Genomic DNA, 23435 nt, shown 5'->3' with positions numbered 1-23435 from the left:
ATGTCGAACGGTTGTGGCAGGCGCTTCATGAGACAATAACCCGAAATCACCAGTGCAGTTCAATGTGGCAACTGTTGAAAAAGGTCCATCACTTTATGAATACCGTCAGCCCATTCCCCGGGGGAAAACATGGGCTGGCTAAAGTGTAGCGGTATTAGGATCAGTTATTTAGCAAAGTTACCGCAATGCGGCCAGGTTCGGTGAAGCGGCCAGGAAGTGGTGGTTGGGCTTATAATTAACGGACTGCATTAAGGATAGTGTAAAATCATTAGTTCTGCTCACCTCCATTACTAAATATTACAATTCATCTCAGGGTGAGGGACGGTGATTCTCAATGGGCTCAAACACAAGCGCGGCAGGGCCGATATGAAAACTGACTTGTTCATTTTGCGTAATGGTTTCATTTAAATCCAGACAAGGATTAAATAAATTCCACTGGAAATCGTAAAGTAACTTAAATCTATTCGGTCCGGTCATCTGAACATCAATAACTTTTAAACTGTCTGGTACTAACTGAGCGTTTGCGGAATACCATTGCAAATCGCCAACCAGAGATTCTGTTATTTTGAGAATATTCCGTTCAATGATTGTAGCTAATTTTACGCAATCCGTTTCATTCTGCGCAACATCACATTCAATGCTTACTGACATAGCGTACTCATAATAAATGTCTTCAGACCCATCATTGATGTTCTTTTGTCGCTTTGCAAGTCCCCCTCTTCAGCAATATTGCATCTGTGATGCTCTCATTTAAGCAAGTGATTGATTCACTGCTGCTTCTTATTGGGCCTTATACGGGCAATTTGTGCCCTGGTTTATTTTTTGAAACACATTGCCGTGCCAGTGGGCGGACAACATCGGGTATGATGGTTGTTATGTTATAACATTTTTGGTGTAGTGATGAATCAAAGTGGACTGCTGATGTCACTCGGTGGACGGCTGTTGGTGGCATTGATGTTAATCGCCGTACTGGCGCTGGCGATGTGGTGGGTAATGCAGCCGTGATAACGTTCAGGCATTTGCAGGCAGGTTATCAGGGACGCGCGGTCACGCCCGTTGTGACAACAGAACTGGCGCAGGGCAGTATGACTGCCTTAATCGGTGCCAACGGTAGCGGTAAATCTACCCTGATAAAGACGATCGCCGGATTATTACCCCCGGTAAGCGGGCAGTGTGATGTGCGGATCTCGCGCCGTGAAGTGGGCTGGTTGCCGCAACGTAGCGAACTGGAAACGCGTTTCCCGCTCACCGTGTTTGAGCTGGTTTCTATTGGCTGCTGGCCGCGCTGTGGCTGGTTTGGCGGCATTAACCGGGCACTGCGCAATGAGATAAACGCCGCGCTGGATGCGGTGCAGATGCGTGATTATGCGGATGCTCAGCCCGCGACATTGTCTGGCGGCCAGCTACAGCGTGTCCTGTTTGCCCGGCTCATGCTGCAACGTAGTCGCTTGTGGCTGCTGGATGAGCCTTTTAACGGCATTGACAGCAAAACGGTGGCGTTACTGATGTCAATTCTGCAGCAGCAGCAGCAGGCGGGCACGACGCTGCTGGTCGTGTTGCATGACCGTCCGTTAGTTGAACGTTATTTTACGGATGTGCTGCCAATGGATGAGGGATCGCATCAGCGCAGTGCGGTTGCTATGACGCCGTTACGGAGCATTGCCCCGTGACGCTTATTCAACCTTTTATTGAATTCAGCTTTATGCGCAGGGCGCTGGTGGCCTGTATTGCCCTGGCATTCAGTGCCACCCCGCTGGGCGTCTTTCTCTCCTTACGGCGCATGAGCCTGATCGGTGATGCGTTATCCCATGCCGTACTGCCCGGTGCCGCCATTGGCTATTTAATCTCAGGCTTATCCCTTGTTGCGATGGGCGTGGGTGGGCTGATAGCGGGGCTGGCGGTGGCGTTATTGTCCGGTGCGGTCAGCCGTTATACGCCACTGAAAGAAGATGCGAGTTTTGCCGGCTTCTATCTGGGTTCGCTGGCGCTGGGCGTGACGTTAGTGTCACTACGCGGTTCCAGCGTGGATCTGCTTCACGTCCTGTTCGGTTCATTGCTGGCGGTGGACAACCCGGCCCTGATCGTGGTGGGCAGCATCGCCGCGTTTACCCTCTTGATGCTGGCGGTGATCTATCGCCCTCTGGTCATTGACGCTTTTGATGCGGATTTCCTGCGTGCGCAAGGTAAATGGAGCGCACCACTGGTGCACGGTATTTTCCTGACGCTGGTGGTGCTTAACCTGGTGGCGGGTTTTCAGGTGCTGGGCACGCTGATGTCGGTCGGGCTGATGATGTTGCCTGCCGCCAGCGCGCGATTCTGGAGCCGTCATCTGGTGCTGATGCTGGGCGCGGCCATGTTGATGGCTGTCCTGTCGGCATTTACGGGGTTAGTCCTTTCCTGGCACTTTTCACTGCCGGCCGGACCGGCGGTGGTGTTGAGTGCCGCAATGTTGTTTTTTCTCTCCATCTTAACAGGGCCGTGCGGTGGCATTCTGCGCCGCCATTAATCAGAGGTAGCGATGAAGATATTACCCATTAGTCTGGCAATCGGTGCATTAGTCGTCAGCCCCTTCACCATGGCGAAAACGATCGATGCGGTGGCGAGTTTTACCGTGCTGGCCGATATCGTCAAACAAATTGGCGGCGATCATGTTCATGTTAAAAGCCTGGTCGGGCCCAATGGCGATCCCCATACTTTCGAACCGACGCCGCAGGACAGCGAAGCGCTGGCAAAAGCCGATGTGGTGTTTGTCAGCGGACTTGGTCTGGAGGGCTGGATGAACCGTCTGGTGACGGCCTCAGGTTATAAAGGGGAGCCCGTAGTGGCCTCGACAGGGATTGAAACCCGCACGATGGAAGAGGATGGCAAAACCATTACCGATCCCCATGCGTGGAACAGCATGTATAACAGCACCATTTATGCCAAAAACGTAATGAATGCGTTAATCAAGGCCGATCCCCAGGACGCTGAAGATATCCGTCAGCGCGGCGAAAAGTATATTCAGCAACTGCAAAAGCTGGACGCCTGGGCCAAAACCTCTTTTGCCGCCATTCCGCAGCAAAAACGTAAGGTGCTGACCAGCCATGATGCTTTCGGTTACTTTGGGCAACGATATGGTGTCACGTTCCTTGCGCCGGTTGGTTTCTCCACCGAAGCGGAAGCCAGCGCCAGCGATGTAGCCAGTTTGATCACCCAACTTAAGCAGGAGCATATCAAAACCTACTTTATGGAAAATCAGACCGATCCCCGTCTGGTGAAGCAGATTGCCAGCGCGACAGGCGCGAAGCCGGGTGGTGAGCTTTATCCGGAAGCGCTGTCCACCGCGTCCGGACCGGCGCCGACCTATGAAGCCGCGTTTAAACACAACGTTGACGTGATGCTCAAGAGCATGCGCTAAGCATAAAAAAAGCCGGAATGGCTCGAAAGAGACAGTCCGGCTAAGGTTCACGACACATCAACGTTTTTTCTTTCTTCCCTGCACGGCTTTAAAGCGCGGATTCGTTTTGCAGATGACATAGATACGGCCTTTACGCCGAACGACTTTGCAATCCCGATGGCGACGCTTTGCGCAACGGAGTGAGCTGAGTACCTGCATGTTGCCCTCGCTTATTTCCGACCCAGAAAACGCCCAAAACGCTGATTAAAGCGCGCGGTACTGCCTTCTTTGGTAAAGTCTTTCTGCTTACCGGTGTAAAACACATGAGAGGCCGAGGAGACATCAAGCGTCACATACGGCAGGGTTTCGCCTTCAAACTCAACGGTACGGTCGGTTTTGATTGTTGAACCGATTTTGAAAAAGACATCAGCCGAGGTGTCATGGAACACCACGGCACGATAGGGGGGATGAATATTCGCTTTCATACTTCTCACCAATGTAATGTTATAATATAACAATATTATGCGCCGTGGCCGATATGAATGCAACCCTGTAAAACCCAGGGGAAACAGCGGGGCGGCGATGGCGGGCAAACCGTACAACGGATAGCACGCTGTCGCTGACTGAGAACAGGCGCAGGGCAGACCGTGCTTCAGGCAGACAGGATTGCGCTGAAGCAAAGACAAAGTGGCTTCAGACATGCTTGTCAGCCGCGTGACATGTCAGCGCAGTCTGACGAGAGGGTAAGAAGCCGGGCAGAAACAAGAGAAAGAAGCGGGTGTGAAATCAGCGTGAACCGGTTAAGACCGAAAAGAAGCAAAGTGACTCGTCAGGTCATCCGGGAGCGCGCCGGGCGTGACCAACCTGAATGTAAAAGAGGGTGAGGAAGGCAGCGTTCACCCCGAGTGAACAGGAAGTTATCGCGATAATACAAGCCAGTGTCATCGTGGCAGCGGTTAATCCCTGCGGCTGTCAAAAAAGAGACGGCGTGAGGCATTAAAAAAGGCCGCTGATGCGGCCTTTTAGTTTACAGATTAATGCGAGTGGTCAGGGTGATCGACGGGATGACCCTTTTCGATCTCGGCTTTGTTTTTACCAAAGCGACGACGCACCACCACAAAGAATACCGGTACGAAGAAGATGGCCAGCGCGGTCGCGGTCACCATCCCGCCCATGACGCCCGTACCGACCGCATTCTGTGCACCAGAGCCGGCACCGGTACTGATGGCCAGCGGCAGTACGCCCAGAATAAACGCCAGTGAGGTCATCAGGATAGGACGCAGACGCATACGGCAGGCTTCAAGCGTGGCTTCCACCAGCCCTTTGCCTTCTTTCTCCATCAGGTCCTTCGCAAATTCCACGATCAGGATGGCGTTCTTCGCCGAGAGGCCAATAGTGGTCAGTAACCCCACGACAAAGTAAACGTCATTGCTCAGTCCGCGCAAGGTCGTAAAGATCAATGCACCGACCACGCCCAGCGGAACCACCAGCATGACCGAGAACGGAATGGACCAGCTCTCATACAGGGCCGCGAGGCACAGGAACACGACGATCAGTGAAATGGCATACAAGGCAGGTGCCTGGTTACCCGACAGACGTTCCTGATAGGACATCCCGGTCCAGTCAAAGCCAATGCCCGACGGCAGTTTCGAAGCCAGTTCTTCCATCAGGTTCATGGCATCACCGGAGCTCTTGCCGGGGGCTGCCTGCCCCAGGATTTCCATAGACGGTAAACCGTTGTAACGTTCCAGACGCGGTGAACCATACTGCCAGCGTGCTGATGAGAAGGCAGAGAAGGGCACCATCTCGCCGTTGCTGTTTCGGACATACCACTTATTGATGTCGTCAGGCAGCATACGCGCATCAGCTTTACCCATCACGTAGACTTTCTTCACACGACCGCGGTCAATGAAGTCATTAACGTAAGAGCCGCCCCAGGATGCGCCCAGCGTGGTATTGATATCACTGAGTGAGACACCCAGCGCCTGGGCTTTCTCCTGATCGATATCCAGTTTGAACTGCGGCGTATCTTCCAGACCGTTGGGACGCACACCGACCAGCGTATCCGGATGTTGTGCGATCATGCCAAACAGCTGGTTACGCGCCTGCGTCAGCTTTTCATGTCCCAGGTTACCCTGATCGATAAGTTCAAAGTCAAAGCCGGTCGCGTTACCTAACTCGATAATGGCAGGCAGGTTAAACGCAAAGACCATACCGTCTTTAATTTGCGCCAGCGCTTGCATTGCACGTCCCTGGATCGCAGGTACTTTCATGTCGCTGCTGGTACGCTCATCCCACGGCTTGAGGCTGACGAAGGCAATACCGGTATTCTGTCCACGGCCCGCAAAGCCAAAGCCCGCAACGGTAAAGACAGATTTCACCGAGTCTTTTTCTTTCGTCAGGAAGTAATCAGAAACCTGATCCAGCACTTTCTGCGTGCGCTCTTGTGTAGCACCGGCAGGGAGCTGAGCCTGAGCCAGTAACAGGCCCTGATCTTCTTCCGGCAGGAACGATGAAGGCAGACGCAGGAACAGGAACGCCATTCCCAGCACAATCAGCAGATAAAGCAGCAGATAGCGACCCGTACCGCGAACGATGTGACCTACGCTGTCAACATAGTGATGCGTACTCTTGTCAAACAGGCGGTTGAACCAGCCAAAGAAGTCTTTGGTGGCACCGTGATCGCCTTTTTTCACCGGCTTGAGCATAGTGGCGCAGAGTGCGGGCGTCAGAATCAACGCAACCAGTACTGACAGCGCCATGGCCGACACGATGGTGATGGAGAACTGACGATAAATCACGCCGGTCGATCCACCAAAGAAAGCCATGGGAATAAAGACCGCTGACAGCACCAGGGCAATACCGACCAGTGCGCCCTGAATCTGCTCCATCGAGCGCTTGGTCGCTTCTTTCGGTGGCAGTCCTTCCTCCACCATAACGCGCTCGACGTTCTCGACCACCACGATGGCGTCATCCACCAACAGGCCGATGGCCAGCACCATCCCGAACATCGTCAGGGTGTTTATCGAGTAACCAAAGGCGCCGATTATGGCGAAGGTCCCCAGCAACACAACCGGGACGGCAATAGTCGGAATCAGCGTGGCTCGGAAGTTTTGCAGGAACAGATACATCACCAGGAACACCAACAGAATCGCTTCCATCAGTGTTTTCACCACTTCGAAAATAGAAATTTTAACGAACGGTGTGGTGTCGTAAGGATAAACGACCTTCATTCCCGCCGGGAACGTAGGCTGCAGCTTAGCCAGCTCGGCTTTAACGGCTTCGGCGGTATTCAGGGCGTTAGCGCCAGTCGCCAGTTTGATACCGATACCGGACGCAGGCTTACCGTTATAGCGCGCAATGATCTCGTAGTTTTCACCACCCAGTTCGATCTGTGCCACATCGCGCAGACGCACCTGAGAGCCATCGTTATTCACTTTCAGCAGAATGTTGCCAAACTCTTTGGTGGAGGTCAGACGCGTTTGCGCAATAATCGAGGCGTTCAGCTGCTGTCCCGGTACCGGCGGTGTTCCGCCTAACTGACCGGCAGCCACCTGGGCGTTCTGGGTTTTAAGTGCATTGATCACATCAACCGGCGTCAGCTGATAGTTATTTAACTTACTCGGATCCATCCAGATGCGCATCGCGTACTGCGCACCAAAGACTTGGGTATCACCCACGCCAGGCGTACGGCTGATAGGATCTTTGATGTTAGAGGCAACATAGTCAGCAATATCGTTCTGCGTCATGCTGCCATCATCGCTGATGAAACCCGCTACCATCAGGAAGCTACTGGAGGATTTTTTAACCTGAATCCCCTGTTGTTGCACTTCCTGAGGCAGCAGTGGCATTGCCAGCTGCAGTTTGTTCTGCACCTGAACCTGCGCGATATCCGCGTCAGTCCCTGACTGGAAGGAGATAGTCAGCGTCAGAGCACCCGAGGAATCACTGCTTGATGACATATACATCAGGCCATCAATGCCGTTCATGTTTTGTTCGATGACCTGAGTCACCGAGTCTTGCAACGTTTTCGCGTCAGCACCAGGGTAGTTGGCCTGAATCTCAATGGCCGGTGGCGCAACATTGGGATATTGCTCAATCGGTAATTTAATAATCGATAACGCGCCCGCCAGCATGACGATAATAGCCAGCACCCACGCAAAGATTGGGCGATCGATAAAGAACTTAGCCATGTATCAACGGCTCCTGTTAGGACGATGTTTTAGCAGACTGGGCCTGAGAGGGATCACCTTTTGCGGCTTTTGCATCGTCTGTGACTTCTTTAGGTGTAACTTGTGCACCCGGTTTTGCACGCTGCAGACCTGTAAAGATCACACGCTCGCCCGCTTTCAGACCTTCTGTTACCAGCCATTTATCGCCAATAGCCTGGGCTGCTTTGATCTTACGTGCTTCAACTTTGTTGTCCGCGCCGACCACCATGACAGAGGCGTCACCGGTTGGTGTGCGCGTTACCGCCTGCTGAGGAACGAGCAGGGCGTTTGGATTGGTGCCTTCATCCAGACGGGCACGTACAAACATCCCTGGCAGCAAGGCTTTATCAGGGTTAGGGAAGATCGCGCGCAGGGTGATCGAGCCGGTGGTTTGATCAACGGTCACATCCGAGAACTCCAGCGTACCCGGCTGAGCATAGTTTTTACCATTCTGCATCAGCAGGGTAACGTTGGCTTTGCCATCGTTCTGTTTCAGCTGACCGGACTCCAGTTCTGAACGCAGACGCAGGAAATCTTCACTCGACTGGGTAACATCGACATACATCGGATCCAACTGCTGTACCGTGGCCAGCGCTGTGGTTTGCCCGCTTTGTACCAGCGCACCTTCTGTAACGGATGACTTACCAATGCGGCCACTGATAGGCGAAGAGACTTTTGTGTACGCCAGGTTAATGCGTGCGGTTTCTACGTTAGCCTTCGCGGCCTGAACGGCCGCATTGTTTTGTGCCGCGGTGGCGACGGCATTATCGTAGTCCTGCTGACTGATATATTTGGTGCCAAGCAGCGGCTTATAACGATTGACCGTCAGTTGCGCTATACGTGCATTAGCCTCTGCTTTCGCTAAATCGGCTTTGGCGCTGTCATAGGACGCCTGATAGGTCGCGGGATCGATCTGATAGAGCGATTCACCGGCTTTAATCTCACTGCCTTCAATAAAGTTACGCTTCAGAATGATACCGGAAACCTGCGGACGCACTTCGGCAATACGGTAAGCCAGGGTACGGCCAGGCAGTTCGGTCGAAATTTTTAGGGGTTCACTTTTAACGGTGACAACACCGACTTCCGGCGGCTGTTGTTGGGCGGCTTGGTCGGATTTATTTCCGTCACATCCTGTTAACACAAAGCTGCCTGAGAGCATCAGGACGGCCGCCAGAGGCGTTAACCCTCTGAATTTGTTCATAAATAAACCTCTAGAGTCCGATATCAAATGATCAATGGATCACAAAGCCATGAACCCATTGCTGCGTATTATTTTAGCTCGTGCTATGGTACATACATTCACAAATGTATGTAAACTTATCTGTTTGTAAAAAAAGTCCCCTATGGCACGAAAAACCAAAGCGCAAGCTCTTGAAACCCGGCATCAAATTCTGGACGCCGCCCTTGCTCTGTTTTCGAAAGAGGGGGTTTCAGCCACCTCCCTGGCGGACATCGCTTCTGCAGCCAGCGTAACCCGTGGCGCTATCTACTGGCATTTCAAAAACAAAGCCGATTTGTTGAACGAAATATGGCTTCGCGGCGATGCCGGGCTTAATGAAGTGAAACTTGAGTATCAAACAAAATACCCCGGTGATCCACTCTCCATTTTACGGGCGATGCTGGTCTATATCTTTCAGGCGACTGCGCGCGATCCGCAGCGCCGTGCGTTGATGGAAATCATCTTTCATAAATGCGAATTTGTCGGGGAAATGGCTGCCGTAAAAAGTATCCAGCAAAGTCTGTTGCTTGAGCGTTACAACGAAATTGAAGACGTACTGCGTCAGTGCATTGATGCCGGGCAACTTCCAGAAACGTTCCAGACCCGACAGGCGGCGTTAATCATGCGCAGCTATGTCAATGGCATGATGGAAAGCTGGCTTTTTACGCCTGGCAAATTCGATCTGGTTGCCGATGCTCCCGAACTGGTGGATGCCCTGATTGATATGTTGCGCTTAAGTCCGACGCTGGCAAAAAAGGCTTAGTCTTTGCGCTGTTCGTCGCGTTTCTTTTCGTAATCGCGCTGAACAATGGCCAGGGCGGACAACACCGTTTCCACCGACAGTTGGTGTTCTTCAAACAGCTGAATCAAATCTACCGCCAGTTTGACCTCTTCGGGGGCCGTTTCCAGGGACATCATTCCTCCTGCGACGTTGTATCATGGGCCTGATAAGCGTGCCATCCTGCGATGGCGGTCTTGCAAAGATAGCGCATTAACTGCTAAACGGGCTGTCTGACAGTGACATTGCCCACTCCACCGAGCGGATCGCCTGCCGGCAGCGTGCCATACGGCCTTCCAGTACCTCCAGGTCTTTTTTCAACTGCTGCTGAACGGCAAAGGTTTCTGCCAGCGCCAGCCGTTGCTCCCGCTGGTCGATCATCGCCTGTAGTCGACGCTCATATTCCCGGTATTCCAGATATTTTTGCTGACGGGCGGAAGGCCGGGCACGTTCTGCGCGGCTACGAAGTTGCTGGGTACTGGCTTCACGCTGCAGGGCGGCGATTTGGTCCACCAGATGACCCGCCAGCCACTGGCTACGTTCCACATCCTCGCCGGCCTGACAAAGGCGCTGATAGTTGTGCTCAATTTCCTGCAGATAATCGGCCAGTCGGGTCCCTTTCATCGTAAAGAGTTGGTTGTCAAAACGCGGCGAGCGACACTCGCCGTCGGGATGGCTGTGGATGGCCTGGCGCAAGGTGAGAAGGCAGTGATGCAGCCTTTGCCGCGTCGGATGCTTACTCATTGCGCCCAACGCAGGTATGCTAAAGTCATGCAACGGAAAACGCACTGGGTGGCAGGTATGCAACGCATTGTCTTATTAACCCTGGGTTGGCTGGCGATAGTGCTTGGCATACTGGGCATTGTATTACCTTTATTACCTACAACGCCATTCATGCTGCTGGCAGCGTGGTGTTTTGCCCGTTCTTCACCACGTTTTCATCACTGGCTGCTCTGGAAATCGCCCTTTGGTCGCTATATTCGCCACTGGCAACAGCATCGTGGCATGCCGCCAGGAGCAAAAAGCCGCGCCATCGTACTGATTGTGGCGACATTTACGTTATCCTTGTGGCTGGTGCCAGTGCTGTGGGTACGGATCATGCTGGGCATCATGTTGTGCCTTCTGTTGCTGTTTATGTGGCGGATCCCGGTGGTGGCAGAAACACCAGACGACAATTTACCTCCGCGATAAAGTTGCAATTAGCCGGCCATTTGCTTAGATTTGGGCCTCTTCGTGTGCGGCTTCCCATTATGAATGTATTTCCGCTGAACCTTTAATCAGGTATTGGCGCTATTGAAGCTGCGCAAAACAGAATTTTTTACCAGGCTTAAGATTATGACCGACACTGCGCAGCAGCTTGAACTGATTAAAAACAGTATCAAAAGTATTCCTGATTACCCGAAGCCGGGTATTCTTTTCCGTGACGTCACCAGCCTGTTGGAAGACCCGAACGCCTATGCAGCGTCCATCGCTCTGCTGGTTGAGCGCTACCGTAATAAAGGCATCACCAAAGTTGTCGGCACAGAAGCGCGTGGCTTCCTCTTTGGTGCGCCGGTTGCCCTGGGGCTGGGGCTGGGTTTTGTCCCGGTGCGTAAACCGGGCAAACTGCCACGTGAAACTTACAGCGAATCCTACGAGCTGGAATACGGTACCGACCAACTGGAATTGCACAAAGATGCGATCCAGCCGGGCGACGTCGTGCTGGTGGTCGACGATCTGCTGGCGACCGGCGGAACGCTGGAAGCCACGATCAAACTGATCCGTCGTGCAGGCGGTGAAGTGAAAGATGCTGCTTTTATTATTAACCTGTTCGATTTGGCAGGGGAAGCCCGCCTCAAGGCGCTGGGCGTTGACAGCTACAGCCTGGTCAATTTCCCCGGCCACTAAGCCTCGCTTCTGGCCTCGCGCACCTGTGGGGCCATTCCGCTTTACCGCTTCAAGATAACGAGTGATAGGTGAAAGCGTAGCTGTTAGACTACTGCAATCATATACAGGGGTTGCAGTGCGTCTGCGCTCACATTTCCATCCAAATTCGTCGAAACCACATGAGCTATCAGGTACTTGCCCGAAAATGGCGTCCACAGGCGTTTGCTGATGTTGTCGGTCAGGAACATGTTCTGACGGCGCTGGCGAATGGATTGTCTCTGGGACGCATCCATCATGCTTATCTCTTTTCCGGCACACGGGGCGTAGGGAAAACCACGATTGCCCGTCTGCTGGCAAAAGGCCTTAACTGCGAAACCGGGATCACCGCCACGCCCTGTGGTCAGTGCGATAACTGCCGTGAGATCGAACAGGGCCGTTTTGTCGATCTCATCGAAATTGATGCCGCCTCGCGCACCAAAGTGGAAGACACGCGCGATCTGCTTGATAACGTGCAGTATGCGCCCGCCCGCGGCCGCTTTAAAGTTTACCTTATTGATGAAGTGCACATGCTGTCGCGTCACAGCTTCAATGCGCTGCTGAAAACGCTGGAAGAACCGCCTTCACACGTTAAATTCCTGCTGGCGACGACCGATCCGCAGAAGCTGCCGGTGACAATCCTGTCCCGTTGTCTGCAGTTTCACCTTAAAGCGCTGGATGTTGACCAGATCCGTCAGCAGCTCGACAACGTATTAGAACAGGAGCAGATCGTCCGGGAACCGCGGGCGCTGCAACTGCTGGCCCGTGCTGCCGATGGCAGTATGCGCGATGCGCTGAGCCTTACCGATCAGGCCATTGCGATGGGCGAGGGCAGCGTGACCAGCGCGACCGTTGGGGCGATGCTCGGGACGCTTGACGATGAGCAACCCCTGGGGCTGCTTGAAGCCGTAGTCGACGGCAACGGAGAACAGGTGATGGCGTTGCTGGCACAGGCAGCTTCGCGCGGGGTTGACTGGGAGGCGCTGCTTGTTGAGATGCTTCGCCTGCTGCACCGCATTGCCATGGTACAGTTACTGCCTGCCTCTCTTAACGACGATGAAGAAAGCAATGCGTTGCGCCTGCGGGAACTGGCGCGCGTCGTGCCGCCTGCCGATCTGCAGCTTTATTATCAAACCCTGCTGATGGGGCGCAAAGATTTACCCCTTGCGCCCGATCGTCGTATGGGCATTGAGATGGCCTTATTGCGCGCACTGGCGTTTCATCCCAAAGCGGCCGTCGCGGAGCCGATCGCGCGGCCCACGCTGACTGCGCAGTCAGCGCCGGTGCCGGTACAGAACGTACCGCCGTCGCCAACCGAATCGGCGCCCGCTGCCCGGCCACAAATGGCGGCACCCGAACCCGCTTCGGCACCAACCGCGCAGTCTGTCTCGCCTGCGGCACCCGAACCGTCACTGTCCAGTTCCACCAGCCAGCTCCTGCAGGCGCGCACCCAACTGCTGCGCCAGGGAGCAAACAAAGCAAAAAAGAGTGAGCCGGCAGCGCCAGGTGCGCGGCCGGCCAGTTCTGCCCTTGAGCGACTGGCCTCGGTGACCGAGCGCAGTCAGCAGCGTGTGCGTGAGCGCGCCCCTGAAGCGCCGGTAAAAAAAGAGGCGTACCGCTGGAAAGCGCTGACGCCCGTAACCGAAGCGGCCGCGCCCGTCGCCACGCCAAAAGCCTTGCGTTCTGCGCTGAAGCATGAGAAAAATCCTGAGCTGGCCGCACGGCTGGCTGAAGAAGCCCAGCAGCGTGATGCCTGGGCGGCTGAGGTGGCCGGTTTGCCGCTGCCTAAACTGGTGCAACAGCTGGCGTTGAATGCCTGGAAAGAGACCACCGATCAGGGTATTTGCCTGCATTTACGTTCCAGCCAGCGCCACCTGAATTCGGCCTCCGCGCAGCAGGCCCTGACCGCCGCATTGAGTCAGGTTGCCGGACACCAGGTTGAACTGTCGGTTATTGAAGACGATAATCCTACGGTATTGACGCCACTGGAGTGGCGTCAGGCCATTTATGAAGAGAAGCTGGCGCAGGCGCGTCAGTCCATCTTGAGTGACAGCCACATTCAAACCCTTCGTCGCTTTTTCGATGCCGATTTGGATGAGGAAAGCATTCGACCCGTTTGAACACGCTGCAACGTTATGAATAAACCGCGTTGTAGCCTCAGCAGAGAGAGAAAACTATGTTTGGTAAAGGCGGATTGGGCAACCTGATGAAACAGGCCCAGCAGATGCAAGACAAAATGGCCCAGGTTCAGGAAGAAATTGCCGCCCTGGAAGTCACGGGTGAATCAGGCGCAGGCATGGTCAAAGTGACCATCAATGGTGCCCACAACTGCCGCCGTGTGGAAGTCGATCCCAGCTTGCTGGAAGATGACAAAGACATGCTGGAAGATTTGATCGCTGCCGCCTTCAACGACGCGGCGCGTGGCATTGATGAAGCGCAGAAAGAGAAAATGGCGTCTGTCTCTTCAGGCATGCAGTTGCCACCAAGCTTCAAGATGCCGTTCTGATGCAAACCAGCCCACTGCTAGAATCCTTAATGGAGTCATTGCGCTGTTTGCCGGGCGTTGGGCCGAAGTCGGCGCAACGGATGGCGTTCCAACTGCTACAGCGCGATCGTAGTGGGGGAATGCGGCTGGCACAGGCGCTGACCCGGGCAATGTCGGAAATCGGTCACTGTGCCGATTGCCGCACCTTCACCGAGCAGGAAATCTGCACTATCTGCGCCAATCCCCGGCGTCAGCAAAACGGTCAGATCTGCGTGGTGGAAAGTCCGGCAGATATCCATGCTATTGAGCAAACCGGGCAATTTGCCGGCCGTTATTTCGTTCTGATGGGCCATCTTTCACCCCTGGATGGCATTGGCCCGGCAGATATCGGTCTCGATCGGCTGGAACAGCGTCTGGAGAAGGAAGCGATTCAGGAAGTGATCCTGGCGACCAACCCCACCGTGGAAGGCGAAGCGACCGCGAACTACATTGCAGAATTATGTGGCCAGTATGGCGTTGAAGCCAGCCGCATTGCGCATGGCGTTCCGATGGGCGGCGAACTGGAAATGGTGGATGGCACCACGCTATCCCACTCACTGGCAGGCCGCCAGAAGATTAAATTTTAAACGCTTGCCGGCGTTGTGAAAAACGCCGGCTTGAAAATCCTGCATGTACCCCCACATCCTCCTCAACGTTCGTTAAATCTGATTCTGTTGAGGTAGCAATGACCATGAAAGGACAAGAGACTCGTGGCTTTCAGTCAGAGGTAAAACAACTTCTGCACCTGATGATCCATTCTCTCTATTCAAACAAAGAGATTTTCCTGCGTGAACTGATTTCCAACGCCTCGGATGCGGCGGATAAACTGCGCTTCCGCGCGCTGTCTGATGCCAGCCTGTACGAAGGCGATGGTGACCTGCGCGTGCGTCTCTCTGTCGATAAGGATAACCGCACCATCACGCTGAGCGATAACGGTATCGGCATGCGCCGTGATGAAGTGATTGAAAACCTTGGCACTATTGCGAAATCCGGCACCAAAGCCTTTCTGGAATCCCTGGGCTCAGATCAGGCCAAAGACAGTCAGCTGATCGGTCAGTTCGGTGTGGGTTTCTACTCGGCCTTTATCGTTGCCGACAAAGTCTCGGTGCGCACGCGCGCGGCGGGTGCCGCCGAAGACGAAGGCGTGTTCTGGGAATCGGCAGGTGAAGGTGAGTATACCATCGCTGACATCAGCAAAGCCGATCGCGGTACGGAAATCACCTTGCACCTGCGTGAAGGCGAAGATGAATTCCTCGACAGCTGGCGCGTCCGCAACATCATTGGTAAATACTCCGATCACATTGCGCTGCCGGTTGAAATCGAAACCAAAGATGAAGAAAGCGGCACCACGACCTGGGAGAAAATCAACAAAGCTCAGGCGCTGTGGACCCGCAGCAAGTCAGAGATCAGCGACGAAGAGTACAAAGAGTTCTACAAACATATTGCCCATGATTTCAGCGATCCGGCGACATGGAGCCACAACCGCGTAGAAGGGAAACAGGAGTACACCAGCCTGCTATATATCCCGGCTCGCGCACCGTTCGACATATGGAACCGCGACCATAAACATGGTCTGAAACTCTACGTGCAGCGCGTGTTCATCATGGATGACGCCGAGCAGTTTATGCCGAACTACCTGCGCTTTGTGCGCGGCCTGATTGACTCTAACGATCTGCCGCTCAACGTATCGCGTGAGATTCTGCAGGACAGCCGTGTTACCCAGAATCTGCGCGGCGCGTTGACCAAACGTGTTCTGCAGATGCTGGAGAAGCTGGCGAAAGAGGACAGCGAAAAGTACCAGACCTTCTGGAAAGAGTTTGGTCTGGTCCTGAAAGAGGGCCCCGCTGAAGATCACGCCAACAAAGAGACGATTGCCAAACTGCTGCGTTTTGCCACCACACAAAGCGAGAGCGCGGCGCAAACCGTGTCGCTGGAAGATTACGTCAGCCGTATGGTCGAGGGTCAGGAGAAGATCTACTACATTACCGCCGACAGCTATGCTGCAGCGAAAAGCAGTCCGCATCTGGAGCTGTTCCGTAAAAAAGGCATTGAGGTCCTGCTGCTGTCCGATCGTATCGATGAATGGATGATGAGCTATCTGACCGAGTTCGACGGTAAGGCCTTCCAGTCCGTCAGCAAAGCGGATGAAGCGCTGGATAAGCTGGCTGACGAAGAAACGGAAGCGCAGAAAGAAGCGGAAAAAGCGCTGGAACCTTTTGTTGAGCGCGTGAAAACGCTGCTGGGCGAACGTGTGAAAGAAGTCCGTCTGACGCACCGTCTGACCGATACGCCTGCGATTGTGACCACCGATGCAAACGAGATGACCACGCAAATGGCCAAACTGTTCGCGGCGGCAGGACAGGACGTGCCGGAAGTGAAATATATCTTCGAGATCAACCCCGATCACCAACTGGTGAAGCGCGTGGCAGATACCCAGGATGAAGCCCGCTTCGGTGAGTGGATTGAGCTGTTACTGGATCAGGCCCTGCTGGCAGAGCGCGGCACGCTGGACGATCCTAACCAGTTTATCCGTCGGATGAACCAACTGCTGACGGCGTAAGACGACGAAACCGGTGAGATCCTCACCGGTTTTTTTTGGCTGCAGCCTTCCTGCCTGCTTTCCGGCACCCATATTTGTTGCGCAACCGCCTTAAAAGCCCCATTGCACCCGCTACCAGTCCGAAAATGCCTTTTCACTGACATCGCGCACTGCGATCGCTGGCTAAAGTCAGTACGCTGATCTGCGTTGATCCGCCCCTTCCTTGTGGTGCGCGGATCATAATGGTATGTTCTTCCGCTTCTCAGATTCATCAATGCGATTCGCAAGGGGATTTACGCAATGCGTATTATTCTGCTCGGAGCTCCGGGCGCAGGTAAGGGGACTCAAGCCCAATTCATCATGGAGAAATACGGCATTCCGCAGATCTCCACTGGCGACATGTTGCGTGCAGCGGTTAAAGCGGGCACCGAACTGGGCAACCAGGCGAAAGCCATTATGGATGCCGGCAAGCTGGTTACTGATGAGCTGGTGATTGCGCTGGTTAAAGAGCGCATCGCCCAGGAAGATTGCAAAAACGGTTTCCTGCTTGATGGTTTCCCACGCACCATTCCTCAGGCTGACGCAATGAAACAAGCCGGTATCAAAGTGGACTATGTGCTGGAGTTCGCTGTGCCGGATGAACTGATCGTTGAACGCATCGTCGGTCGCCGTGTTCATGCGCCATCAGGCCGTGTTTACCATGTCAAATTCAATCCACCGAAGGTGGAAGGCAAGGATGACATGACCGGTGAAGAGCTGACCACGCGTAAAGACGATCAGGAAGAAACGGTGCGCAAACGTCTGGTGGAATACCATCAGCTAACCGCACCGCTGATTGCTTACTACAGCAAAGAAGCCGAAGCGGGTAACACTGAGTACCACAAAATCGACGGCACACGTAATGTGTCCGACGTGAGTGCAGAGCTGGCTAAAATTCTGGGCTAAGCAGAGAGGGGCCGGTACGACTGGCCCCTTTTGCTGTAGTGAATCTACCCATATTTTCCTGCGTTTTCCTTCTTCGTTGTCCTCTGAACGCCAGCCGCGCTTGTCGCAGACCGTTTTCTGGCCCTTGCTGCCTGACAGGTACGGAACCGCATTGCAGTCGTGCTGCATCCTCCTACAGGCTGTCATGAACCTGCAGGCGCCACGTCCCGGCGTTCATCAGATGGCCTGCCAGGAATATACGCTGACACGTCAGATGCGCCGGAGTCTGGCAGGGCGGGATGGGCGTGCTACGGATTCGCGCGCAGCGTTAAAGTCGTCGCAGAGAATATGATATGCTTCTCTGCCTGTTTTTCCTCACGGCAGTCACCATGAAATTTCCCGGCAAACGTAAATCCAAACACTATTTTCCCGTCAGCGCGCGCGATCCCCTTCTCCAGTCCTCGTCATTCGATAACGAAGACGGCAGTTGGGTAGTGGGCATCGCTCAGACGTTGGTCGATATCGAAGCGAAAGTCGATGACGCCTTTCTGGTCCGCTATGGGCTGAGTGCCGGCCATTCGCTGGTCATTGACGATGCCGTGGCAGAAGCGCTGTACGCTGAACTGATGCGTGACGAACTGATTACTCACCAGTTCGCAGGCGGCACGATTGGCAACACGCTGCACAATTTCTCCGTGCTGGCGGACGACCGTTCCGTATTGCTGGGCGTGATGTGCAATAACATTCAGATTGGCGGTTATGCGTATCGTTACCTTTGTAATACTTCGAGCCGCATGGATCTTAACTATCTTCAGGGTGTGGACGGAGCGATTGGCCGCTGTTTCACCCTGATCGGCGATCAGGGCGATCGGACCTTTGCGATTAGTCCTGGCCAGATGAACCAGCTCAAAGCGGAAAGTGTGCCTGAGGACGTAATTGCGGGCGCTTCCGCGCTGGTTCTGACCTCGTATCTGGTGCGTTGCAAAGACGGTGAACCGATGCCACAGGCGACGCTGCAGGCTATCGAGTATGCAAAGCGCCACAACGTGCCGGTGATGCTGACGTTAGGCACGAAACACGTGATAGGTGACAATCCTCAGTTCTGGCGTGATTTCCTGCGTGACCACGTGTCGATTGTGGCGATGAACGAAGAAGAGGCGCTGGCGCTGACGGGCGAGGCCGACCCGTTACTGGCCTCGGACAGGGCGCTGGAGTGGGTGGATCTGGTGCTGTGCACGGCAGGGCCGACCGGTTTATATATGGCGGGCTATACCGAAGACGAATTTAAGCGTAAAACCAACCATCCTTTGTTACCGGGCGCGATTGCTGAATTCAACCAGTACGAATTCAGTCGCGCAATGCGTAAACAGGATTGTCAGCAGCCGTTACGCATTTTCTCGCACATCGCGCCCTACATGGGCGGCCCGGAGAAGATCATGAATACCAATGGAGCAGGGGACGGCGCGCTGGCAGCGTTGCTGCATGACATTACGGCGAATAACTACCATCGCCGCAACGTACCTAACTCCAGTAAACATGCGCGTGCTTATCTGACCTATTCGTCGCTGGCGCAGGTCTGCAAATATGCTAACCGGGTCAGCTATCAGGTCCTGAATCAGCATTCGCCCCGACTGACGCGCGGTTTGCCTGAGCGTGAAGACAGCCTGGAAGAGTCCTACTGGGATCGTTAAGGCCGACAAGTCAGACGCCCCGCTGAATCTCTGAGAGTTCAGCGGGGCGACAGCCGTTTGGGATGGATTAGTGCTGGCCTTCGCTGACGGTTTTTTCTTCCTGCAGCGTTAGCTTTTCCTGTAACTTCTGAATAATACTGGCGGCAATTTCCCGCTCACCCATAACGACGTGGTTTGCACCGCGCTCCAGAATATACTCCACTTCATCGTCATAATGGGCATGCACGATAATATCGATATCAGCCTGCTTCTGTCGTGCTGCCGTCACAATTTCGCCTACCTCGTAGCCGTTAGGGATAGTGACTAACAGCCAGTTGGCACAGTCCACCCGGGCCAGCACCAGGGTATTGGCGCGGGCGGCATTCGCCAGCACCGCTCTGATCCCCTGATCCCGTAAGGCTTTTACGCGCGGGATGGAGCTTTCTACCACCACCACCGGAATATTCAGTTTGATCAGTTGCTCACACAGCAGGTTGCCGACGCGACCATAGCCAACGATGACCGCATGGTTGCAGACATCCACAGGAATCTCTTGTTCTTCTTCCAGCGCTTCTTCCAGCGTCTGCTGCTCCATCGTTTCATTTTTGGCGAGGTAACGCCCCAGCAGCGTAAACAGAACCGGATTGAGCATGATAGAAAGGATAGCGGCCGCCAGGACCAGATTTCGGCCTTCTTCATCAAGCAGGCCAAGTGAAATGCCCAGGCCGGCAAGAATAAAGGCAAACTCGCCGATTTGCGCCAGACTCACCGAGATGGTCATCGCTGTCCGACGCGAATCACCCAGCAGCGAAACCAACAGCCAGGCGGCGGCGGATTTGCCGATGACGACAATCACCAACGCACCCAGCACGGCCAGCGGCTCTTTCACCAGGATCATGGGATCAAATAACATGCCGACAGAGACAAAGAACAGCACTGCGAAAGCATCCCGTAACGGCAACGTGTCACGGGCAGCGCGCTGACTTAACTCCGATTCATTCAGCACCATTCCGGCAAAGAACGCACCCAGCGCAAAAGACACGTCGAAGAACTCGACGGCGCCAAATGCGATGCCCAGCGCCAGCGCCAGGACAGACAGCGTAAACAGCTCGCGTGAACCCGTGGCCGCACTTTTCGCCAGAATCCAGGGGACCGCACGGCGGCCTACCACCATCATCAGCACCATAAAGGCGGCAACTTTGCCGATGGTCCAGAGCAGATCCCAGATCACCAGGCTGGCGCTGGCGTTGCCCTGTTCCATCATGCCCGCAATGGCGGGCAGCAAGACCAGCGTAAGCACCATCACCAGGTCTTCGACAATTAACCAGCCGATAGCAATTTGACCGCGCTGGCTTTCAATCAGCTGCCGTTCTTCTAACGCACGCAGCAACACCACGGTACTGGCGGTAGAAAGACACAAGCCGAACACCAGGCCGGTCATCCACGACCAACCCATCGCCCACGACATCAGCATTCCCAGCAAGGTGGCTACCGCGATCTGTGCAATCGCGCCGGGAATGGCTATCCGCTTTACCGACATCAGGTCCTTCAGTGAAAAGTGCAGACCGACGCCAAACATCAGTAAAATCACGCCCAGTTCGGCCAGTTCCGGCGCCAGATTCGTGTCTGCCACAAAGCCGGGTGTAAAAGGGCCGGCCATAACGCCAGCAACAAGGTAACCCACCAGCGGAGAAATTCGTAACCGGTTAGCCAGCATACCAAGGAGGAAAGCCAGAACCAGTGCCCCGACAATAGTGGTGATCAGCGGTGTGGTGTGATGCATGCCTGTCTCCTTGGATGTAAATGTATCCGGTTGTAACAAATGAGTTTAATGCATATCAGGCGGCATCGCTGAATAATTTGTGGGATTATCAAAAGAAATTAGGGAAATACGCGAAAAGTGCAAGATGAAGGCTGTTTTTCTCACTTATCGCAGTTATGGGTCGATACAACGGTCTGTTGCGTACGGTCATGAAGGAGTTTATTCATTCTAAATGACACAAGCGTGACGATAATGAGGTGAAAATGTGTTGGTAACAGCCTACAACCGCACTCAGGCAGCGATTTGCCTGCTCCCTTTGCTTCGTTGGCCTCTGTGTGTCGGGGCGGCCGGATAGGCGGCTGACCTGATGGCATGAAAGCGCATGATAAAACAGCAAACAAAACAGGCTGTTATTTAGCATTGGCTCAGCCAGCCTTGTCTGCGCGCGCGAAGGCCATCTTGACGAAATGCACTGTTAAAAACAGAGTAATACATAAATTTAACACAGGGCGAATCACACCAGCGAAAGTAGCTAAAAATTAACAAGCTGATTGTTCCTTCTGCTTAACATTGCGCCTTCATGCATAACAGTGATGACAAAATCAGCCCCTGTCCTGCGCTGAACAACCTGCGATAATGACCGGACGACGCGCGATAAACTTGAGTTAACACAGGGAATGTGCGACACAAAAGGGCGCTGACGATCGGCAAGAATCATTATTCAAAGGAGAGAGGCTGTGGTGTTATCTCGATGGGCGGGTGCGGGTCTGACCGGGGCGATGTTGCTCTCATCACTGTTTACTCAGGCCGCCGAGCCTGACCGGAGTTACCGTTTCAGTATTTTGCACACCAACGATCTGCACGGCCATTTCTGGTTTGATGAGCAGGGCGAGTACGGTCTGGCGGCACAAAAAACATTAATAGATACCGCACGCTACGATATTCAGGCCAAAGGCGGTGGTGCACTGATTTTGTCGGCCGGAGATGTCAACACTGGCGTGCCGGAATCGGATGCCCTGGATGCCGAACCTGATATTCGTGGCATGAACCTGATTGGCTACGATGCCATGACGCTGGGCAACCATGAATTCGATAAACCCCTTGCCGTGCTGCGGAAACAGGAAAAATGGGCCAAATTTCCTTTTCTGGCCGCGAATGTTTATCAAAAAAGCACAGGTAAACGTCTGTTTAAACCCTGGGCGATGTTCCGGCGCATGGGGCTGAAGATTGCGGTTATCGGGTTAATCACGCCGGATACCACCCGCCTGACCAACCCTGAACAGTTAACGGATATCGAATTCCGTGACCCGGTAGCCGAAGCCGTAAAGGTTGTGTCTGAACTACGCGCCAAAGAAAAACCGGATGTGATCGTGGCGCTGACCCATCTTGGTCATTATGACGACGGCAAACACGGCAGTAACGGAATTGATGATGTGACGCTGGCGCGCAGGTTGCCTGCGGGCACCCTCAATATGATCGTAGGGGGGCATTCGCATGACGCGGTCTGTATGGAAAAAGAGAATGTGAGCCGCAAAGATTACCAGCCGGGTCAGCCCTGTCAGCCTGACCGGCAAAATGGCGTCTGGATTATGCAGGCGGAAAAGTGGGGAAAATATGTCGGACGTGGCGATTTTACTTACCGCAATGGCGAGGTTACCCTGGCGTCGTATCAGCTCATCCCGGTTAACCTCAAACATAAAATCAAAAATCTCGATGGCAGCGAATCCTGGCTGACCTGGCAGGAAGAGATCCCCAAAAACACGGCTATGATGAAATTACTGACGCCGTTTCAAAAACGCGCTGAAGCGACGTTGCAGGTGAATGTCGGGCGCGTCAACGGGGTGTTTTCCGGCGAAAAAGAAACCGTGCGCGTTCAGCAAAGCAGCCTCGGGCAGCTCATCCTGCGGGCGCAGATGGCCGCGACCCAGGCCGACTTCGCCGTGATGAGCGGCGGCGGAATTCGGGCCTCGCTCAAACCAGGGCCCGTAGCGTGGCGCGATTTGCTCCAGGTCCAACCCTTTGCCAATCAGGTCGTTTCCGTCACGCTGAGTGGGGCGGAAATTAAACGCTATCTGGCGGTGGTGGCGAATATCGAACCGGGTTCAGGCGGTTATGCCCAGTTTGCAAATGTCAGTCTGACCGCGAATGGCAGCGGCGTGAGTAAAGTCACGATCAACGGACAGCCGCTGGATGACACCAAAACTTATCGGATGGCGACTAACAGCTTCAATGCGGCAGGCGGCGATGGCTATCCCCGTATTGATTCACTTCCGGGTTATGTCAACAGTGGCAACGTTGACGCCGTGGTGCTGCGTGACTGGGTCAGTAAACATTCGCCGCTGAATGCCAGCGACTACGTGTCTCGCGATAAAGTGATTTACCAGACGGCAACGGCCCAGGATACGTTGAAAGACGCGAAAGAAACGGTGCCCGCGCGTCGTTATCCCAAAATGATTTTGGCATGGATACAACACTGGAACGGGGAACGTGCAGCACCGCGTTAAATCACCGGGGAGGCGCTTCGTCTCCC

General features: G+C 54.2%; 21 protein-coding genes, 1 pseudogene and 1 other annotated feature. Of the genes and pseudogenes, 14 read left to right on the top strand and 8 right to left on the bottom strand.

Going from position 1 to position 23435, the window contains the following annotated elements:
* A pseudogene (locus F7Q90_RS03825) lies at positions 1 to 149 on the top strand (IS630 family transposase); the annotation flags it as partial.
* 160 nt (positions 150 to 309) lie between these two features.
* Here the strand turns inward: F7Q90_RS03825 and F7Q90_RS03820 are convergent.
* Entirely contained in the window at positions 310 to 651 is a 342-nt protein-coding gene (locus tag F7Q90_RS03820) for a hypothetical protein (RefSeq protein ID WP_006117936.1), read from the bottom strand.
* A 350-nt stretch (positions 652 to 1001) separates the two neighbouring features.
* On the opposite strand from F7Q90_RS03820, the gene F7Q90_RS03815 reads away from it, so the two are divergent.
* Genes F7Q90_RS03815 through F7Q90_RS03805 form a run of 3 tightly spaced genes read left to right on the top strand, consistent with a single transcriptional unit; the run spans position 1002 to position 3397 of the window.
* Complete coding sequence (locus F7Q90_RS03815) at positions 1002 to 1670, top strand: metal ABC transporter ATP-binding protein (protein WP_006117934.1); 669 nt, start codon at positions 1002 to 1004, stop codon at positions 1668 to 1670.
* Positions 1667 to 2506, top strand: coding sequence for a metal ABC transporter permease (locus tag F7Q90_RS03810; protein ID WP_006117933.1), 840 nt, complete (start codon positions 1667 to 1669; stop codon positions 2504 to 2506). Before F7Q90_RS03815 ends, F7Q90_RS03810 begins: the two co-directional genes overlap by 4 nt.
* Before the next feature lie 12 nt (positions 2507 to 2518).
* Complete coding sequence (locus F7Q90_RS03805; protein ID WP_006117932.1) at positions 2519 to 3397, top strand: metal ABC transporter substrate-binding protein; 879 nt, start codon at positions 2519 to 2521, stop codon at positions 3395 to 3397.
* Positions 3398 to 3454: 57 nt separating this feature from the next.
* On the opposite strand, the gene ykgO is transcribed toward F7Q90_RS03805, so the two are convergent.
* From ykgO to F7Q90_RS03785, 4 genes are all read right to left on the bottom strand, one after another.
* Complete coding sequence (gene ykgO, locus F7Q90_RS03800; protein WP_006117931.1) at positions 3455 to 3595, bottom strand: type B 50S ribosomal protein L36; 141 nt, start codon at positions 3593 to 3595, stop codon at positions 3455 to 3457.
* Between the two features lie 11 nt (positions 3596 to 3606).
* The gene (locus F7Q90_RS03795; RefSeq protein ID WP_006117930.1) at positions 3607 to 3861 is read right to left on the bottom strand and encodes a type B 50S ribosomal protein L31; all 255 of its coding nucleotides are present in this window, start codon (positions 3859 to 3861) and stop codon (positions 3607 to 3609) included.
* 549 nt (positions 3862 to 4410) lie between these two features.
* Positions 4411 to 7569 (bottom strand): multidrug efflux RND transporter permease subunit AcrB, encoded by a 3159-nt coding sequence (locus F7Q90_RS03790; protein WP_006117929.1) that lies wholly within the window; start codon positions 7567 to 7569, stop codon positions 4411 to 4413.
* A 16-nt stretch (positions 7570 to 7585) separates the two neighbouring features.
* A complete protein-coding gene (locus tag F7Q90_RS03785; RefSeq protein ID WP_006117928.1) occupies positions 7586 to 8788 on the bottom strand; it encodes an efflux RND transporter periplasmic adaptor subunit in 1203 nt (400 codons plus the stop codon).
* A gap of 142 nt (positions 8789 to 8930) precedes the next feature.
* Here F7Q90_RS03785 and acrR point away from each other — a divergent pair, with 142 nt between their 5' ends.
* Positions 8931 to 9569: a multidrug efflux transporter transcriptional repressor AcrR gene (acrR, locus tag F7Q90_RS03780; RefSeq protein ID WP_006117927.1), complete on the top strand. Its 639-nt coding sequence runs from the start codon at positions 8931 to 8933 to the stop codon at positions 9567 to 9569.
* Here acrR and rsmS read toward each other — a convergent pair.
* Complete coding sequence (gene rsmS / locus F7Q90_RS03775) at positions 9566 to 9721, bottom strand: pleiotropic regulatory protein RsmS (RefSeq protein ID WP_006117926.1); 156 nt, start codon at positions 9719 to 9721, stop codon at positions 9566 to 9568. The two genes, acrR and rsmS, sit on opposite strands and share 4 nt — an antisense overlap.
* A gap of 76 nt (positions 9722 to 9797) precedes the next feature.
* Entirely contained in the window at positions 9798 to 10328 is a 531-nt protein-coding gene (gene priC / locus F7Q90_RS03770; protein WP_006117925.1) for a primosomal replication protein PriC, read from the bottom strand.
* A 57-nt stretch (positions 10329 to 10385) separates the two neighbouring features.
* Between priC and F7Q90_RS03765 the strand changes: the two genes are divergently transcribed.
* The 8 genes from F7Q90_RS03765 (at position 10386) to F7Q90_RS03730 (ending at position 19164) form a co-directional block, all read left to right on the top strand.
* Positions 10386 to 10775 (top strand): DUF454 family protein, encoded by a 390-nt coding sequence (locus F7Q90_RS03765; protein WP_006117924.1) that lies wholly within the window; start codon positions 10386 to 10388, stop codon positions 10773 to 10775.
* A gap of 144 nt (positions 10776 to 10919) precedes the next feature.
* Positions 10920 to 11471 carry an adenine phosphoribosyltransferase gene (apt, locus tag F7Q90_RS03760; protein ID WP_006117923.1) on the top strand — a complete coding sequence of 184 codons (552 nt, stop codon included), beginning with the start codon at positions 10920 to 10922 and terminating at the stop codon, positions 11469 to 11471.
* 158 nt (positions 11472 to 11629) lie between these two features.
* Positions 11630 to 13606, top strand: a complete 1977-nt coding sequence (gene dnaX / locus F7Q90_RS03755) for a DNA polymerase III subunit gamma/tau (RefSeq protein WP_006117922.1) — start codon at positions 11630 to 11632, stop codon at positions 13604 to 13606.
* Positions 12948 to 13009 (top strand) — a sequence feature (DnaX frameshifting element). (Overlaps the previous gene by 62 nt.)
* A 56-nt stretch (positions 13607 to 13662) precedes the next feature.
* The gene (locus tag F7Q90_RS03750) at positions 13663 to 13992 is read left to right on the top strand and encodes a YbaB/EbfC family nucleoid-associated protein (protein WP_006117921.1); all 330 of its coding nucleotides are present in this window, start codon (positions 13663 to 13665) and stop codon (positions 13990 to 13992) included.
* Entirely contained in the window at positions 13992 to 14597 is a 606-nt protein-coding gene (recR, locus tag F7Q90_RS03745) for a recombination mediator RecR (RefSeq protein ID WP_006117920.1), read from the top strand. The genes F7Q90_RS03750 and recR overlap by 1 nt, the downstream gene beginning before the upstream one ends.
* A gap of 98 nt (positions 14598 to 14695) precedes the next feature.
* Positions 14696 to 16570, top strand: a complete 1875-nt coding sequence (gene htpG, locus F7Q90_RS03740; RefSeq protein WP_044241395.1) for a molecular chaperone HtpG — start codon at positions 14696 to 14698, stop codon at positions 16568 to 16570.
* 279 nt (positions 16571 to 16849) lie between these two features.
* On the top strand, positions 16850 to 17494 hold the full coding sequence (gene adk / locus F7Q90_RS03735) for an adenylate kinase (protein ID WP_006117918.1): 645 nt from the start codon (positions 16850 to 16852) through the stop codon (positions 17492 to 17494).
* Positions 17495 to 17862: 368 nt separating this feature from the next.
* Complete coding sequence (locus tag F7Q90_RS03730; RefSeq protein ID WP_006117917.1) at positions 17863 to 19164, top strand: inosine/guanosine kinase; 1302 nt, start codon at positions 17863 to 17865, stop codon at positions 19162 to 19164.
* Positions 19165 to 19231: 67 nt separating this feature from the next.
* Here F7Q90_RS03730 and ybaL read toward each other — a convergent pair whose 3' ends face one another.
* Positions 19232 to 20926 carry a YbaL family putative K(+) efflux transporter gene (gene ybaL, locus F7Q90_RS03725; protein ID WP_006117916.1) on the bottom strand — a complete coding sequence of 565 codons (1695 nt, stop codon included), beginning with the start codon at positions 20924 to 20926 and terminating at the stop codon, positions 19232 to 19234.
* A 758-nt stretch (positions 20927 to 21684) separates the two neighbouring features.
* Here ybaL and ushA point away from each other — a divergent pair.
* Positions 21685 to 23409 carry a bifunctional UDP-sugar hydrolase/5'-nucleotidase UshA gene (gene ushA, locus F7Q90_RS03720; RefSeq protein WP_377776248.1) on the top strand — a complete coding sequence of 575 codons (1725 nt, stop codon included), beginning with the start codon at positions 21685 to 21687 and terminating at the stop codon, positions 23407 to 23409.
* The last annotated feature ends 26 nt before the right edge of the window (positions 23410 to 23435 follow it).

The sequence above is a fragment of the Pantoea stewartii subsp. stewartii genome, assembly GCF_008801695.1.
Classification (GTDB): Bacteria; Pseudomonadota; Gammaproteobacteria; order Enterobacterales; family Enterobacteriaceae; genus Pantoea; species Pantoea stewartii.
This window is presented reverse-complemented; position numbering and strand designations above follow the sequence as displayed.